Annotated in this window: 8 protein-coding genes and 1 pseudogene; all 9 read right to left on the bottom strand. The window is 64.0% G+C overall.

Annotation, left to right across the window (positions count from 1 at the left end; translation table 11 throughout):
• The 9 genes and pseudogenes from VGD28_RS10930 to VGD28_RS10970 all read right to left on the bottom strand — a co-directional run bounded on the left by VGD28_RS10930 (position 1) and on the right by VGD28_RS10970 (position 14,885).
• Positions 1 to 1,740, bottom strand: a complete 1,740-nt coding sequence (locus tag VGD28_RS10930) for a glycoside hydrolase 43 family protein (RefSeq protein ID WP_331028375.1) — start codon at positions 1,738 to 1,740, stop codon at positions 1 to 3.
• Positions 1,741 to 1,808: 68 nt separating this feature from the next.
• Positions 1,809 to 3,305 (bottom strand): glycosyl hydrolase family 28 protein, encoded by a 1,497-nt coding sequence (locus VGD28_RS10935; RefSeq protein ID WP_331028376.1) that lies wholly within the window; start codon positions 3,303 to 3,305, stop codon positions 1,809 to 1,811.
• A gap of 21 nt (positions 3,306 to 3,326) precedes the next feature.
• Positions 3,327 to 3,989: a putative 2OG-Fe(II) oxygenase gene (locus tag VGD28_RS10940; RefSeq protein ID WP_331028377.1), complete on the bottom strand. Its 663-nt coding sequence runs from the start codon at positions 3,987 to 3,989 to the stop codon at positions 3,327 to 3,329.
• Positions 3,990 to 4,064: 75 nt separating this feature from the next.
• Positions 4,065 to 6,980 (bottom strand): TonB-dependent receptor domain-containing protein, encoded by a 2,916-nt coding sequence (locus VGD28_RS10945; protein WP_331028378.1) that lies wholly within the window; start codon positions 6,978 to 6,980, stop codon positions 4,065 to 4,067.
• Positions 6,981 to 7,359: 379 nt separating this feature from the next.
• Entirely contained in the window at positions 7,360 to 8,706 is a 1,347-nt protein-coding gene (locus VGD28_RS10950; protein WP_331028379.1) for a glycosyl hydrolase family 28 protein, read from the bottom strand.
• A gap of 111 nt (positions 8,707 to 8,817) precedes the next feature.
• Positions 8,818 to 11,670 carry a TonB-dependent receptor gene (locus VGD28_RS10955; RefSeq protein WP_331028380.1) on the bottom strand — a complete coding sequence of 951 codons (2,853 nt, stop codon included), beginning with the start codon at positions 11,668 to 11,670 and terminating at the stop codon, positions 8,818 to 8,820.
• 408 nt (positions 11,671 to 12,078) lie between these two features.
• Positions 12,079 to 12,763, bottom strand: a pseudogene (locus VGD28_RS10960) (UdgX family uracil-DNA binding protein); the annotation flags it as partial.
• An 11-nt stretch (positions 12,764 to 12,774) separates the two neighbouring features.
• Positions 12,775 to 13,740, bottom strand: a complete 966-nt coding sequence (locus tag VGD28_RS10965) for a pectinesterase family protein (RefSeq protein WP_331028381.1) — start codon at positions 13,738 to 13,740, stop codon at positions 12,775 to 12,777.
• On the bottom strand, positions 13,737 to 14,885 hold the full coding sequence (locus VGD28_RS10970; protein ID WP_331028382.1) for a glycoside hydrolase family 28 protein: 1,149 nt from the start codon (positions 14,883 to 14,885) through the stop codon (positions 13,737 to 13,739). Before VGD28_RS10970 ends, VGD28_RS10965 begins: the two co-directional genes overlap by 4 nt.
• Positions 14,886 to 14,892 lie beyond the last annotated feature (7 nt).

Raw genomic sequence — 14,892 nt, forward strand, 5'->3', positions numbered from 1 at the left:
CTAAGGCGCGACGCCCCATTCGAAGGAGTCGAACTCGGCATGGCCGACGCTGGTCGCCGCGAACGCGGCGGAACCGCTCGGCGCCTGCGCGAAGATGCCGAGCTGCGCGCCGACCCAGCGGCCCGCCCGGCTGACGAACGCTTCGCCCAGCGGCTCGAAGCGCTTTCCGTCAAGGCTGAACGAGAACTGCGCCCGCGCATGGGTGGAGCGCAGCATCGAGGGCCAATAGGGCGTGAAATCGGGTAGCGGATTGCGTTCAGTGATCGGCGCCGCCGACACGCGCAGCCAGAGGGGCTGACCGGATTCGAGCGCCGGACCGTTGACGAGCGTCTCCCGGCTCCCGGGCTGGTTTGCGTCGGTCCGCGTAACCCTTACGATCCGGATGCCATCCTTGCGCTTCTCGGCGCCGATCCAGGCATAGCTGGCGCCGAACAGCGACAGCCCCGTACGCTCGCCGTCGCGCAACGGCGCAAAACGCGCCTTCGCCGTGGCGGTGAAGGTTTCGGCGGGCAGCTTGCGCGACAGCAGATTGCCGGCTTCCCACAGATTGACGGACGTCGATGCCGAGTTGAGACGCAGCCAGCCCGGCGCGCCCTTCGCGATCCAGTCCTCGCCCGGATTGGAATTCCATTGCCAGACCAGCGAGGGCGTGCCCGTGTCGAACGGGTCGTCCGTCTCGGGCTGAGTCCGCGCCGTAGCCGCAAGCCGGGGCTTGGCGTGGCGCAGCACCGGCTCGCCGATGCCGTCGCCATCCGCGTCCGTGCCGATCACCGGCCAGCCGCCGCGCCAGCGCATCGGCTGCAGGTGCACGCGCCGCCCATAGCTGTCGGTATCCTGAAAGTGCAGGAACCAGTCCTCGCCCGCTACGGTTCGTACCCAGGCCCCCTGATGCGGCCCGTTGATCGCCGTCCTGCCCTGGTCGAGCACGTTGCGCCCTTCCCACGGCCCTTCGAGGCGGCGGGCGCGGAACACGCCCTGCCAGCCGCCCTTGACGCTGCCGCTGGGCGCGAAGATCCAGTACCAGCCGTCGCGCTTGTAGAGCTTGGGGCCCTCGGTGGTCTGCCACGGCCGCGGCCCGATGCTCGTGCGCACCGCGGGCAGCTTGTCGCCCTCGATGATCCGGCGCCCTTCGCCGAGCGTGCGCGTGCCCTCCGCATTCATCCGCTTGAGCACGATCACGTTCTGGTAACCGGCGCGGCTGGCGGCGAAGGCATGGGCGAGCCAGGCGGTGCCGTCGTCGTCCCAGAAGGGCGCCGGGTCGATCGCGCCGCGCGTCTTGTCCACCAGCACCGGCGCCGACCACGGGCCCGCGGGGTTGCGCGCGGTGACGACGAAGATGCCGAAATCGGGATCGGGATAGTAGATACGGAACAGCCCGTCGCGATGAACGATCGCCGGCGCCCATACTCCGCCGCCGCGGCGCGGCGTGGCGAAGTGCCCCTCCGGCTCGATCCGCGGCAGCGCATGCCCGATCAGCCGCCAATTCACAAGATCGCGCGAATGCAGGATCGGCAGCCCCGGAACGTTCGAGAAGGACGAAGCGGTCAGGTAGAAGTCATCCCCGACCCGCACGACATCCGGATCCGAATAGTCACCGGCCAGCACCGGGTTGCGATAGGTGCCGTCGCCCTGGTCGGGGAGCCATGGATTCGCATCGGGCGGCGCGGCCGAGACGAGCATCGCGACCGCCGCCAGCGCGACCGAACATGCGCCGGCTGCTCGCCGTCGACGGACAGCCATGCTTCCTTCCCTCATTCCTGGCAGCAAATCATGTCCCCCTCGACCTTTCCACTCCGTCTGCATTCCGCTCAGCGGATCTGAAGCCCCTCCACGAACTGCCCGACTTCGATATCGCCCGCCGCCGGGCTGTCGATCCGGCGGCCGCCGATGCGCAGATTTTCGATCGTGACGTTGCGGACGGCGGTCTTCGCGGAGAGTCCCCTGATGATCGAGCGGCTCGGCAGGCCTTCGCCGGTGAAGCTGATGTTGCGCAGCGTCACTCCCTCGATCGCGCGGCCAGGCGCCTTGTTGTAGCGCGCATTGTCGCCCGCGACGATGTTGATCAGCTTACCCTCTTCGATTCGGTCGACGCGGATATTGCTGAAGGTGATGTTGCGGATGCGCGTGCTGTCGCCGGAGAAGATCGCGATGGCGCCTTCCCAGTCGGGATCGTCCTCGTCGAGATTGGCGATGTCGATATTGTCGAAGGTGACGTCGCGGATCGTGCGCGGGTCGGCATTGTCGCCGAAATGGCCGACATAGAGCGCGTGGGCGACATCGTTCCAGATGCGCATGTTGCGCACCGTGATGTCGAAGGTATCGCCCGGCGGATTGAGGTCGGGGATGCCGGTCTGCGCCGCGCGCTGGCGGCAGAGCGGGCAATCCGCCACCGCATAGACGACTACGGCGTCGTCCGAGACGCGAAGGTAGCTGCCCTCGACCGTGATATGCTGCGACGTCGAGATGTTGATGCCGTCCGACCATTTGCCCGAGGTGAAGCCGGTGATTCCGCTGACCGCGACATTGCGCGAATTGCGAATGTTGATCACCCGCGCCGCATCCTTGCGGTAGCTGTTGACCAGGATCAGATCGGAGATCGCGATGCTTTTCGCCTTTTCGAGATCGATCGCCCGCCCCGGATCCCACAGCATGCCGCGGCCGGAGATCTTCACGTCGCTGAGCCCGTCGAGCATGAACGAACCGCGCAGCACCGCGCCACCTTCGAGGTGGATGTGCTCGCCCGATTTGACCGGGAAGACGTCGCTGCCGGCGGGCGGAACGTGCAGGCCGGGCCCGAAGCGACGGACATGCGCGCCCGCTGGCGGCGACGGCGGCAGAGGCCCCGCGATGATATGCAGATTGCGCAGCCGATCGCCGTCGAACTGCAACGAGAAGCTCTCCGGCCGCGTGAGCGTCATCCGCAGCAGATTGCCCCGGCGATCGACCTTCACCCCGCTCGACAGGGGCGCCACCGAGACGTCGTCGAACCGGCCGTTGTTCCTGAAGACCTCGAGCTCGACAGTTCCCTCGAAGTCGAAATAAACCATCGATGCGTGCAGCCGCGTATCCGTGTCCACCTGCACGCGATATTCGTAGAGATCCTGCCAGTCGCCCCCGGCCTCGCGGACGCGCACCGTAAAGTCGTCATTATGCACGGAATAGAGCAGCTCGCGCGGAACGGGATAGACCCGCAGCTCGCCCTGCGGCGAAGCCAGTGCGGCCGGTGCCACGCAGAGCGACACCACCCCAAGAACCAACCGGACGATCCGAATGAGATCGCTCGCCTCGTACCGCCACCCGCTCATTCCACCTCCTTCGTCGCTTCTTCAGGCCAGAGCCAGGTTGATTGCGATCGAGCGCCGCACGCCCGCGCTCTTGAACGGGTAGACGCAGTGCAGCATCCAGGACGGCCATAGGTAGAAGTCGCCGATCGCCGGCTTGACCGTGAACAGGTTGCGCAGGCCCACGGCGCTGCGGCTGTCGATGAACTGGAGGCATCCGGCGGTGTTCTGCCGCGCCTTGTCCGCCGCGAACTCCGCCTCGTAACCATTCGGGATCCTCAGGAACCCGACACTGCTGAACACGCAGCCCTGATGAAAATGCGCCGGATTGTAGTCGCCGGGCACCATGTCGTTGACCCAGCCTTCCTTGATCTCGATGCGCAGCTTCTTGTCGCTCAGCTCCTCGGTCCGCGCATAGTCGCTGAAGTGAAGGAGGACATTCTCGCAGCGATAGGTGTAGGTCCGGGCGACGTCGTAGAGGAAATCCGAGAAGTCGGGCATTTCCCGGATCACATCCGTGAACCGTATTTCGGTACTGACGGCGCCAGCCAGGTGGCTCGACCAGTCACGCGCAGCCACCTCATCCTTGCGCGACACGATATCGTCCGCCCGCGCGTTCAACTGCGCGACAAGCGCGTCCGGCATCCGCGCCTTGATGATCGACGGGCTGAACGGCGCGACAAGTCTCAGGTCGTAATCTTCGGTCATTGCCCTGCGACTATCATGGAAGGACGATCAACGGCGAGGAAGCGGCCGCCCTCGCCGTTGGCACCAGCATTTGCCTCAGAAGCTCGTGCGAACGGTCAGCCATAGCGACCGCGGCGCGTTGCGCTTCAGAAGGAAGCCCGAGTCCGGCAGCTGTGCGACCACGTCGTAAATCTGGACATTGGCCGGCAAATTGGTGCTGATCATCGGATCATAGGCCGAGATATACTGCGTATCGAAGACGTTACGCACATCCAGCGTGATCTGGGTCTTCTTCAAGCCGCTATACTGAATCGAAAAGTCCACATTGTCCTGCGTCGGCAGGTAGCGCTGGTCCAGCGCATTGGCGTTGAGCTTGCGCTTGTCCATCCAGCGATGGCGCAGGTTGAAGCGGAAATCGTCCCAGCGCCAGGATACGGTGTTGCTGACCGTCCATTTCGGCGACCGCGCCAGGATGCCGGAGTCGACCCGCAGCACGTCGTCATCCGCGCCCTGCCCGTTGGCGCCGGTGTTGAGCCAGGTATAGCTCTCGAGCGTCCTGCCGTTCAGATAGGTGACCGACGGACTCCATTCGAGGTTGCGGGTGATCTTCCACTTCGCCCAAGCCTCGACGCCGCGGGTGAAGTATTTGTTGAAATTCTCGGGCAGCAGGTAGGTCGAGACATTGTCCTTGTCGATCGCCGTCGGATAGTCGTTCACGGCGAAATCCTGCCGGAAATAGGTGATCTGGCCGGTCAGGTTCCTCTCGGCGAAGGTATAGGCGATCTCGTATCCCTTCACATAGGCAGTCGGGCCGAGCGGGCGCACCAGCGTCGCCGCGGTCGAGTAGCGGTTGACGATGCCTGCGGCAGGCTGCTTGCCGTCCGTGTAGCGGACATAGAATTTGTGGTTGTCGTTGATGTTGTAACCCGCCGCGGCGGTGTAATTCCACACCCCGACATTCTTGTCCGCCGTGATCGTCTTGGCTGGCGTCTGGACCATATAGACGTTGTCATAGACGGTCAGCGGGTTGCCATCGAGGCCGCCATTGCTCAGCGACCCCGCGCCGGGATTGCGTGTGTCCCAGGTGATCGAGCGGGTGTGAGCGTTGAAATGCTGGTATTTGACGCTGGCGTCGAAATCCCAGTGCCGGCTCGGCGACCACCTCACCCCGGCATAGGGCGAGATCTCCGTAATGCGCGCGCGCTGCGACACCGTCGTGAACAGGCCGCTGCCATAGTTGCCCCAGCCGCCGGCGTCGGTCAGCTGATAGGTGGTGCCGGTCGCGGTGACGTAGCGGACGTTGAGATTGCGCACCTGGCCGTCCGCCCAGGCCGACACGCCCAGGCCATTGGCCCAGTTGTCGTTCTCCTGCCGCGCCCGCGAGAAGTACAGCCCCAGGTTCAACCCGAACTTCTCCGACTGATAGCTGGTCGTGAAGTTGGCCATGAAGTCCGTGGAGGACCGGTAATTGTCTTCCGATCGGGTCAGGAGCACCAGATCCTGCGAAGCCGAATTGACCGGCACCGTTCCCGAATTGAACGAGCCGTCGGCATTGGGGATGGTCGCCGTGACCACGCCGCCGCGCATGTCGATGTTGCGATTGGGCAGGCTGTTGGCGACGACGCAGAGGCTGTTCGTCTGCCAGGTCGTCTGGGTCACGCGCGGACAGGCCGCGCCCGTGCGGTAGTTCGTCCCGAGCTGCGAACCGGCGACGTTGTTCGCCACGCGCGCAACCTGGGTCCCGCTATCGTCATAGAATTCGTAAAAGCCCGGCGTGCGATCGAGATTGTTGATGTTCAATCCGAAGCGCTCGCGCGTGGCCGCGGCCGACGCCAGCGAATTGACGCTCTGGGGCTTGTAGGATTGCCCGCGATACCGCGACTTCTGCAAACGGAGCGCGCCGTTGAAGCTCCAGCCATTGTCGAGGCTGTGGTTCCAGCGAAGCCACAGCGCATCCTGCTGATACCGGTAGCCGGCCGACGGATCGAGCGAATGCGTGCCGCGCCGGAAATAGTTGGGAACGGTCTGCTCGCCGCCGTTCATGAACAGGTTCACGTCGCGGCCGAAACCCGCAATCTCCTGCGGGCTCTGATAGCCATAGGCCGGTTGCTGGAACGTGGTCAGCTCGGCGTTGGTGTCGTCCAGATGCTTGTAGACGATGTTGAACGAGCCCGAGCCGTTCGAGGTCGAATAGTCCTTGTAGAAATTGACCTTGAACTGCCCGCCCTCGTTCAGATTGCGGCCCGGATTCACCTGTCCGTTGGACACGCGATAGAAGCCGCTGACGCCGACGCCAAGATCCCCTTCCTTGTTCACCCAGCCATAGGCGCCATCGATCTGCTTCCACGAAAGATGCAGATCCTCGCCCTCAAAGCCGATGCGCGCCTGAATGGTGCCGCCCGGCTTCACCTTGCCGGTGATGTAGTTGAACGTCGCGCCGACCGACGTGGTAACGCCCGTGGCGGACGAACCGCCGCGCACCGATTCCACCCTGCTCGTCGAGATGTCGGCGCGATAGAAATAGCCGTCCTGGAAGCCGCTGAACTTGAACGGCACGACCGGCAGGCCGTCCTCGAGGATCGTCGACCAGAAATAACCCGAAGTGTTCGCCCCGGTGCCGATCGTCATGCCGCGCGTGAAGACCTCGTTGCGCGCCACGCCGTCGTTGCTCTCCACGACCACGCCCGGCATGTCGCGCAGCATGTCGTCGGCGCTGATCGGCGTGAATTTGGACATGTCGTCCTCGGTCAGCACCGAGAAGGACGTATTCGCGTCCTTTGCCTTGGTGCTCGCCATGACGCCGGTCACGATTACCTCCTGCGCGACGCTTTCCTCCTCCGGCGCCTGCGGGGAAGACCGGCGCTGGGCCGGCTCGGGTGCGGGGGTGGACTGCGCCTGCGCATTTTGCGGGGCTGAGACCACCTGCTGCGAAGCCTGGAGCGCCGGTGCCGACTGCGCATGCGCGGCGGTGATCGCCAGTGCGCTGGCGCCTGCGGCAAGCCCCAGAATCAAGCGGGAAGCACGGAATCCGCTGCGGCAATCAAGATTGTGGCTGTCCATTTTTCCTCCCCTGCGCACCCCGCGCCGATCCCTTGGATATTGAAGGCGGCGAGCTGGCCACGAGGGCACGACATGCCCGCGACTCTCTCCCATCCTTACTGGTATCGATACCGATAATATCCGATAATTGTCAATCCTATTTCATAATATCGCGCTTTACAGATAGTATTGCTATGGAATATCAATGTATTGATAGAACGGTATCGTTCCCACGATAAACCTGCCCCGCACAGCATCTCGGTCGACCCGACTCGGAGAGGTCCCGAGGCGATCGCCCGCTTCCTTTGTGATGAGCGTCATACCGGCCGCCTAGCAGCGGCACGCGCCGCGGCTAGCGAACGACGAGACCTTCGACGAAAGGACCCACATCGATATCCGCGCGCTTGAGGCGCTTTCCGGCGATCCTCACCTTCTCGAGCGTCACACCGCGAACCCCACGCGTCTGCGAATAACCCGCGATGACGGACCGGTTCACGTCGCCGCCCTTGAAGCGGATGTTGCGCAGGTGGATGTTCTCAATCCCCGCGCCGGGTGCGTGGCTGTACTTCTCATTGAACACGACACGCAGGTTGAACAGCATCCCTTCCTGGATATCGTCGACCCGGATGTCCTCGAAGGTGATGTCACGCACGCGGATGTTGTCGCCGTTCGAGATCGCCATCACGCCCTGATAGTTGCGGTCGTCCTCATCATGCCCGAGCACGTCGATGTTACGGAACACGACATTCTCGATCACCTCCGGTGAATCGGGCATGCCGTGGAGGCCGATGTTGATCGGATGCGCGATATCGGCCCACAAGATAGAGTCGGTGATGCGATGATTGCGGGAATCGCCGCGATAGTCCCAGCGCCCGCCATAGATCGCGATCGCGTCGTCCGAATTGCGCAGAAACACCTTGTCGACCACGACGTCCGAACAGCTCATCAGGTCGATGCCGTCGGTCCAGCTTCCGACACTGAACGCCTTGAGTTCGCGGATCGTCAACCCGGTCGATTGACCGCATTGTACTGAATAATGCTTTGGATTGAGGATGATCGGTCCATCGATCGTGACGTTGCGAGCACGAACGATAAGGAGGCCCTTCTCCTCGATGATGCCATGTCCGACGATCCGCACATTCTCCGCATCGCGAATCTCGATCATTCCCTGCACCAGGGCGTCGCCCGAAATCACGACCGTCTTGTTGGAGGGAATCCGGAAGCTCTCCTGGCCCGCCGGCAGCTTGTGGACGCCGGGTCCGAAGTAGATCACGTCGGGGCCTGAGGTCGGCAGATCGGACTCAATCGGATTGGCGAAGAGATGTAAATTATGCAGCCGGTCTCCGTCGAATTCGACGGAGACCTTGGTCGGCCTGTCGAGCCTGAAATAAGCGGTGTTGCCGACCAGCCGCGCACGGACGCCGGCGGAGTCGGGCCGCACCTGCACCCGGCGCACGTCGCCATTGTTCTTCTTGACGGCAACCTCGACCGGCCCGCCGATGTCGAACGACACCATCGATGCGTTTTGCTTCTGATCGGAGTCGATCCGGACATTATATTCGTAGAGGTCCCGCCACGCGCCGCCGGGCACGCGCACCCGCACCGTGAAATCGTCGTTGAGGTGCGAATAGAAGGCGCCGCCCTGCGGCGGCGCGTGGATGTGCAGCCCGGCGTCCGGAGCCTGTGCGGCGGACGGCATCGGCGACATCATCGCAGCGGCACAGAGGAACCCTGCCCTATTCATCACCTGGTCCTCCACCGAGACTGGAAAGGGTGGGCGGCTCGCCGATCGAGCTGCCCAGGGGGATGGCTAGCTCCCGAAGCGGTAGCGCAGGGCCGCGCCGAAGACGCGACCGTTGCGATAGTGCTGCCGTTCGATCCCCGTCGCATAGCCGGGCTCGCCATAGAAACGGTGCGGCGCGGCGTTGGTCAGGTTCGATGCCGTGAGCGACAGTTGCAGATTATGGGGCAGGTTGAAGTTGAGCGACGCGTCGAGCAGCCCGAAGCCCTGCGCATAGCGGCTGTCGATCGGGTTCAGCGCGATCGAGGTGAACAGCGCAGACGACCGGTGCGTATAGACGATCCGCGCCGACAGGAAGGAATCCTCATACATGCCCGCGATCGAGTAATTGTACTTGGAGGTGAACGGCTGGACCGAGTTCACCAGCACACCGTTTGAAAGCAGGATCGGGTTCTTCGTATCGACATAGGTGAACGATGCCGAGGCGCCGAACTTGTGCAGGAAGTCGGGCAGGAAGGCGTAATCGAAGAAGGTCTGCGCGGCGAGCTCGACGCCCTTGGCCGTTCCGCGCTGGGCATTGACGGTCTGGTTGACGAAGAACTGACCGCCCGAGCACCCGTTCGGCGTCACGCCGTTATAGGTGAAGCCGGCCACCGTCTGGCATGAGCCGACTGCGCTGAAGAAGCCGTCGATCTTCTTGTAGAAGAATCCCGCCGACACATAGTTCGAGCGCGAGAAATAATGTTCCAGCGACAAATCGTAGCTGTCGGCGCGCTGCGGCTGGAGATCGGCGTTGCCGACCTGCGCGGTGCCGCTGGTGAGGTTGACCACCACCGACGGATTGAGCGCCGCCGGGTCCGGCCGGGTGATGCCCTTGCCGTAACCGAAGCGCAGCAGCGTGTTTTCGGTCAGCTTGCCGGTGAGGTTCACCGTGGGCAGCACATCGGTGTATGAATTGCTCGCATTGCGCGGGACGATACCGCCCGCCGTGCTGACCTGGGCCTCGACGAAAGTGTCGGTCTTCACCACGCGAACCCCGGCGTTGCCGGTGATGCGATCGCCCAGGAAACCGAAATCGGCGACGGCATAACCGGCATAGGTCTTTTCGCGGAACTCGCGCCGGTTGACGAGATTCTCGCTGAGCGCGTCCTCGGGCTGGATGCCCGCCAGCGGGAAGTTGTTGCGCACGATATCGCCCAGCAGCATGCGCGGCGCGTAGATCAGGAACCCGCCCGCATAACCCGCCTGGCCCTGGAAGAAATCGTCGTCCGCCGTCGTCACCAGCCTGGTCAGGCTCGACGCGGGAATCGCGTTCGCCTGGTTCGCCGCGAGCGCCGCGCCGTTGGTGGTGAGGTTCTTGCCGGCGAACTGATAGCTGCGATACGAATCGTTCTGCGTCGCATAGCGCGCGCCGAACTTGATGCGCTTCAGGATGTCCCCGTCGAAGCGATATTGAAGGTCCAGCGCGGCCGCGATGCCGTCGTCGCTGAAGGTCTGGTTGGTGCCATTGGCATATTGGTTGAACACCCAGTTGCCGGGTGCGCTCAGATCGGGCCCGCTGATCGTGAAATAGGAGGGCCGGCGGGTGAGGTCGCGGGCGATGTCCCAGGTCAGCCCTGCGCGCGGCGTCAGCGTGACGTTGCGATTGTCCTGCTTCTGATAGGCCTTCACATAGGTGAAGTCGAAATTGGCGTCGAACTGCGGCGTCACCTCCCATTTGACGCCGGCCGAGACCACGCCTGTCTCGTAGACGCGATGCTCGTCGCCGCCGGTGGAGGTGAAGGTCGAGCCCAGGAACGTGCCGCCGGTGATGCGCTTCCCCGACAGCAGGTCGTCGGCGCCGCCGTTGAAGTTGCGGTTGGCGAGCCCTTCGGTCGCGTTGAACGCTGCCGTGGTCAGGTTCTGGACGTAGCGGCTGTCGACGGGGGCGAGGAACTTATAGTCCTGGTCGTACAGGTAATAATTGTACACGCCCTCGACATAGAATTCGAGGCCGGGCCGCGGGCGATACTGGATGACGCCGTTCAGCCCCTTGCGCGTGCGGACATATATCTCGTCGCCGACCGTCGGCTGCTCGGCCACCGCCGAGATCAGATTGGCCCGGTCCGCCAGCGGCACGGTCGTGGGATCGACGGTCGCCAGGAAATTGATGTCGGCGCGCCCGACATAGGCCGGGTTATAGAGACCGCTGGCCGCCCCGGCGGCATATTCAGCGCTGTTTGCGGCAATCGCGCGCCGGAAGTTTAGGCCAGCCGGCGCAGGCGTATTGTCACCTCGGTTGACCGTTCTCAGATAGCTGCCGGCCAGCATGATGCCGAGTTCGCCCTCGCCAACGCTCCAGCGGTTCGAGACCAAAGCAAACAGATCCGGCGTCACTTCGCCCGCGAAATCATTATACTTGACGCCGGCGGATGCAGCCACCGTGAAGCCGCGGAAATCGAGCGGTCGCCGGGTGCGCACGTTGACGAGTCCCCCGATCCCGCCCTCGATATGCTCGGCAGACGGGTTCTTGTAGACATCGACACCGGCCACCATCGCGGGGCTGGTACCCTCGATGTTGAACTCGCGCTGGCCCGCGCTGAAATAGGCACGCCCATTGGTGCGCGACGCCGTCTGCCCGCTCAGGCCGCGGATCGTAATTCCGCTTCCTTGCCCGACCGGCGACGCCGCCTCGCCGCCGAAGCGATAGGCCTGCACGCCGGGAACCCGGGTGAGCGTCTCGGCGACGTTGGGGTCGGGAAGCTTGCCGATGTCGGTGGCAGTTATCGATTCTACGATCTCGGCAGCATTGCGCTTGATCGACACCGCGCTGGCGAGGCTCTCGCGCATGCCGGTGACCACGATCTCGCCGCTCGCGTCCTGCGGCGCATCGGCGGTACGCGACGCGCTCGTATCCGCCCCCTCCGTGGCCGTCTGCGCCAACGCGGGCCACGCCGTGGCACACAACAAACCGGCAATAAGCTGAACTCGCCTCATTTCCTCTCCCCTAGCTACAGGCTCCCAAAGAGCCGGTCCGCTACATTTTCTGTTATCGTTACCTAAATACACTGAAGGGACGAGGTGTCAATGGGAGTTCGATTATGGAGAGCGTATCGGTTATCGTTCCCCACACGCGCCAGCGAGGGCAGGATCTTACGTGCGGCCGGGCCGCCGAAGGGTGCCGTTCCGAGCGCGAGGCCACCACGCGGCCCAAGCACGATCTTCTCTTCCGAATCCGCGGCATACACAGCGGCCGCCGGCCCCCTGTTGCGGATAGGGATCCATGCCGAAGCCGATCATTTAAGAACACGGAGTACTTCTTGCGCGACGGCAATAACGGGCGCTCGGCTGTCAGACTTGTGCGATGCGCTTGCCGACCTGGCGGAGATCCTCGACGAACTTCTCATACGCCTCATCCCGATGGTCGCGGACGCGCAGGAGATAGCTGGGGTGGACCGTAACCCACGCCTCGCCGCCGTCCGGCATTCGCTGCACCTCACCGCGCAACGCCGAAATCGTCACAACCTTTCCAAACAATGATCGGGCCGCCGTCGCACCGAGCGCCACCGTGATCCGCGGACGGATCAGCGCCAGCTCCCGCTCCAGCCACCAGCGGCAGGCGGCGACCTCACCGCCATTGGGCTTGTCATGAATGCGCCGTTTGCCGCGCCGCTCGAACTTGAAATGCTTCACCGCATTGGTCACGTAGCTGTGCGCGCGATCGATCCCGGCATCCGCCAGCGCCCGGTCGAAGAGTTGGCCCGCCGGGCCGACAAAGGGCCGGCCGGCGAGATCCTCCTGATCTCCAGGCTGCTCTCCGACGAAGACAAGCTCCGTTGCGAGCGACCCTTCGCCGAACACCGTCTGGGTGGCGCATTTGTGAAGGTCGCAGCGGGTGCAATGCATCGCCTCTGCGCGCAGCGCTTTCCAGCTGTTGGTTAAGTTGCCGCCGATCATCCCTCTCACGCCGCTGTGCACCTGCGATCAGGCCTTGCACCAACGCGGTCTCGGGCATGTTTCTCCATCGCGTAGGAGGAGCGCGGATCGCTACCGTGCGGGTGGATCGATCCAGTCGATATCGCCCTTGAAGAAATTGGGCAGCGTCCACTGCGCCGCTTCCGCGTCGCTCAACCGATGCGAGCGGGGGTCGCGCGTGGCTGGCGACGCGCCCGGCCCGCGCGATCGATATTCGGCATAATAGGCCGTATCCAGCGTCTTCGACCGATCGGGATACCATTCGCGCCAGCCGGCGGGCGCGATCGGCGCATCCATCTGCGTGTTCAGCCAGATCACCCGCGCATAGGGCCGCCACGCCCGCCCCAGGAATACACCGTCCGGCGCGGCATAGGACGTCAGCCGGCAGTCGCTGAAAACGAAGGCGCTCTCCTCGTTCGGACTGTTGCGGCTCTGCGCGGTGTAGAAGATGTTGGACCGCTCGACCCCGTGCAGGTGGCAGCGCTCGAAATAGGCGTTGGCGTTGCCGAACACGAAGTCGACATGCCCCTCGACATAGCAGTCGCGGAATAGGTGGCGGGCCTGCTTGCCCTCGGGCTTGACCAGATAAAGCGTGTCCTGCGTGCTGAGGATGCGGACGCGCGTAAGCACCGCGCTGTCGCCGGACAACGCGAGCGCGACCGCCTGCGAGTTCTTGCGCGAGGGATCACTGCCCCAGTCATTGGCGATCGTCAGATTGTCGGCGCGGAAGCCGTCCCCCGCGACATGGACGCTCGGCGTCTTGTAGGTGTTGCCCACGGTGATCGAGCTGTCGGCATAGACCAGAACGACCTCCTCGGGCCTCTTGCCGGTTCCGATCAAATGGACGTTCGCCTTCCCGATCCACAGCTTCTCGCGATAGGTGCCGGGCGCGATCCGCACTTCTCCACCCGACTCCGGCAGTGCCGCGATCGCCGCGCCGACGGTGCAATAGGCCTTTCCGCTCGGCGACACGCGCACGGTCTCGGAGAAGGCGATCAATGGCCAGCCGATCAGCAGCAGCGCAAGCAACCACCTCATGCCGGCACCCACGGCTTGCCGTTGATCGTGACGCGCGCGGCGGTGACCTGCACGTTCACCAGCCGGTTGCCCTGCTTCACATTCTCGAACCGGCAATCCTCGACCCGGATCGCGTCGACCGGCAGTTCGGGATAGCTCTGGATATCGAGAGCATAGAGGCTCCCCTTGCTGCGCACGTTGCGCATCGTCACCCCGCCCACACGCCGGGGCAGAAAATTGCCCCGCGTGCCCTTCTTGCCGGATTCGCTGTAGAGTAGGCTGATCTCCAGCACGCCCTCCCCCACGCTGTCGACCTCGACGTCGCGGAACAGAATATTCTCGATATAACCGCCGCGGTACGAATTGCTCTTGAGCCGCAGCGCGCGCAGCAGGTCGGAGCCGCCCATCCGGCAATCGCGGATATAGACGTTGCGGATCCCGCCCGACGCCTCGCTGCCGAGCGAGACGCCGCCATGCCCATCGCGCATCCGGCAATTGCGCACCACGATATTCTCGCTCGGCACGTTGATGCGGCGGCCGTCGAAGTTGCGCCCGCTCTTGATCGCGATGCAATCGTCGCCTGCCGTGAAGTCGCACCCCTCGATCAACACATCGCGGCACGATTCCGAGTTGCAGCCGTCATTGTTCGGGCCGAGCGAATTGATCGTCACCCCGCGCACGGTGACGTTGGTGCATAATACCGGGTGGACCATCCACATCGGCGAGCCGAGGATCGTAGGCCCGTCGATCAGCACGTTGCGGCAGCGATAGGGCTGGACGAAGCTCGGCCGCAGATAGGCGCCCGCGCCCATGATCCGTTCGGACGCGGGCGCGCCGCGCTCGGCCAACTCTGCGAGCCGCTTCTGCGCTTCCTGACGGCCCGCGTTGATCGTGGCGTCGTCGCGCGAGATCCAGCCCCACCAGTTCTTCCATCCCGCCTGCCCGTCGAGCGTGCCGGAGCCGGTGATCGCCACATCCTCGGCATCGAAGGCATAGATCAGCGGCGCAAAGTTCATGCACTCGACACCCTCGAATCGCGTCAGCACCGGCGGGAGATAGTCGTTCGGATCGGTCGAGAAGCGGAGCGTCGCCCCAGCCGAAAGGTGCAGATTGACGTGGCTCTTCAGGCGGATGCCCCTGGTCGGCCAGATGCCCGCAGGGATCACCACCCGC

Source organism: Sphingomonas sp. (assembly GCF_036402235.1).
GTDB lineage: Bacteria > Pseudomonadota > Alphaproteobacteria > Sphingomonadales > Sphingomonadaceae > Sphingomonas.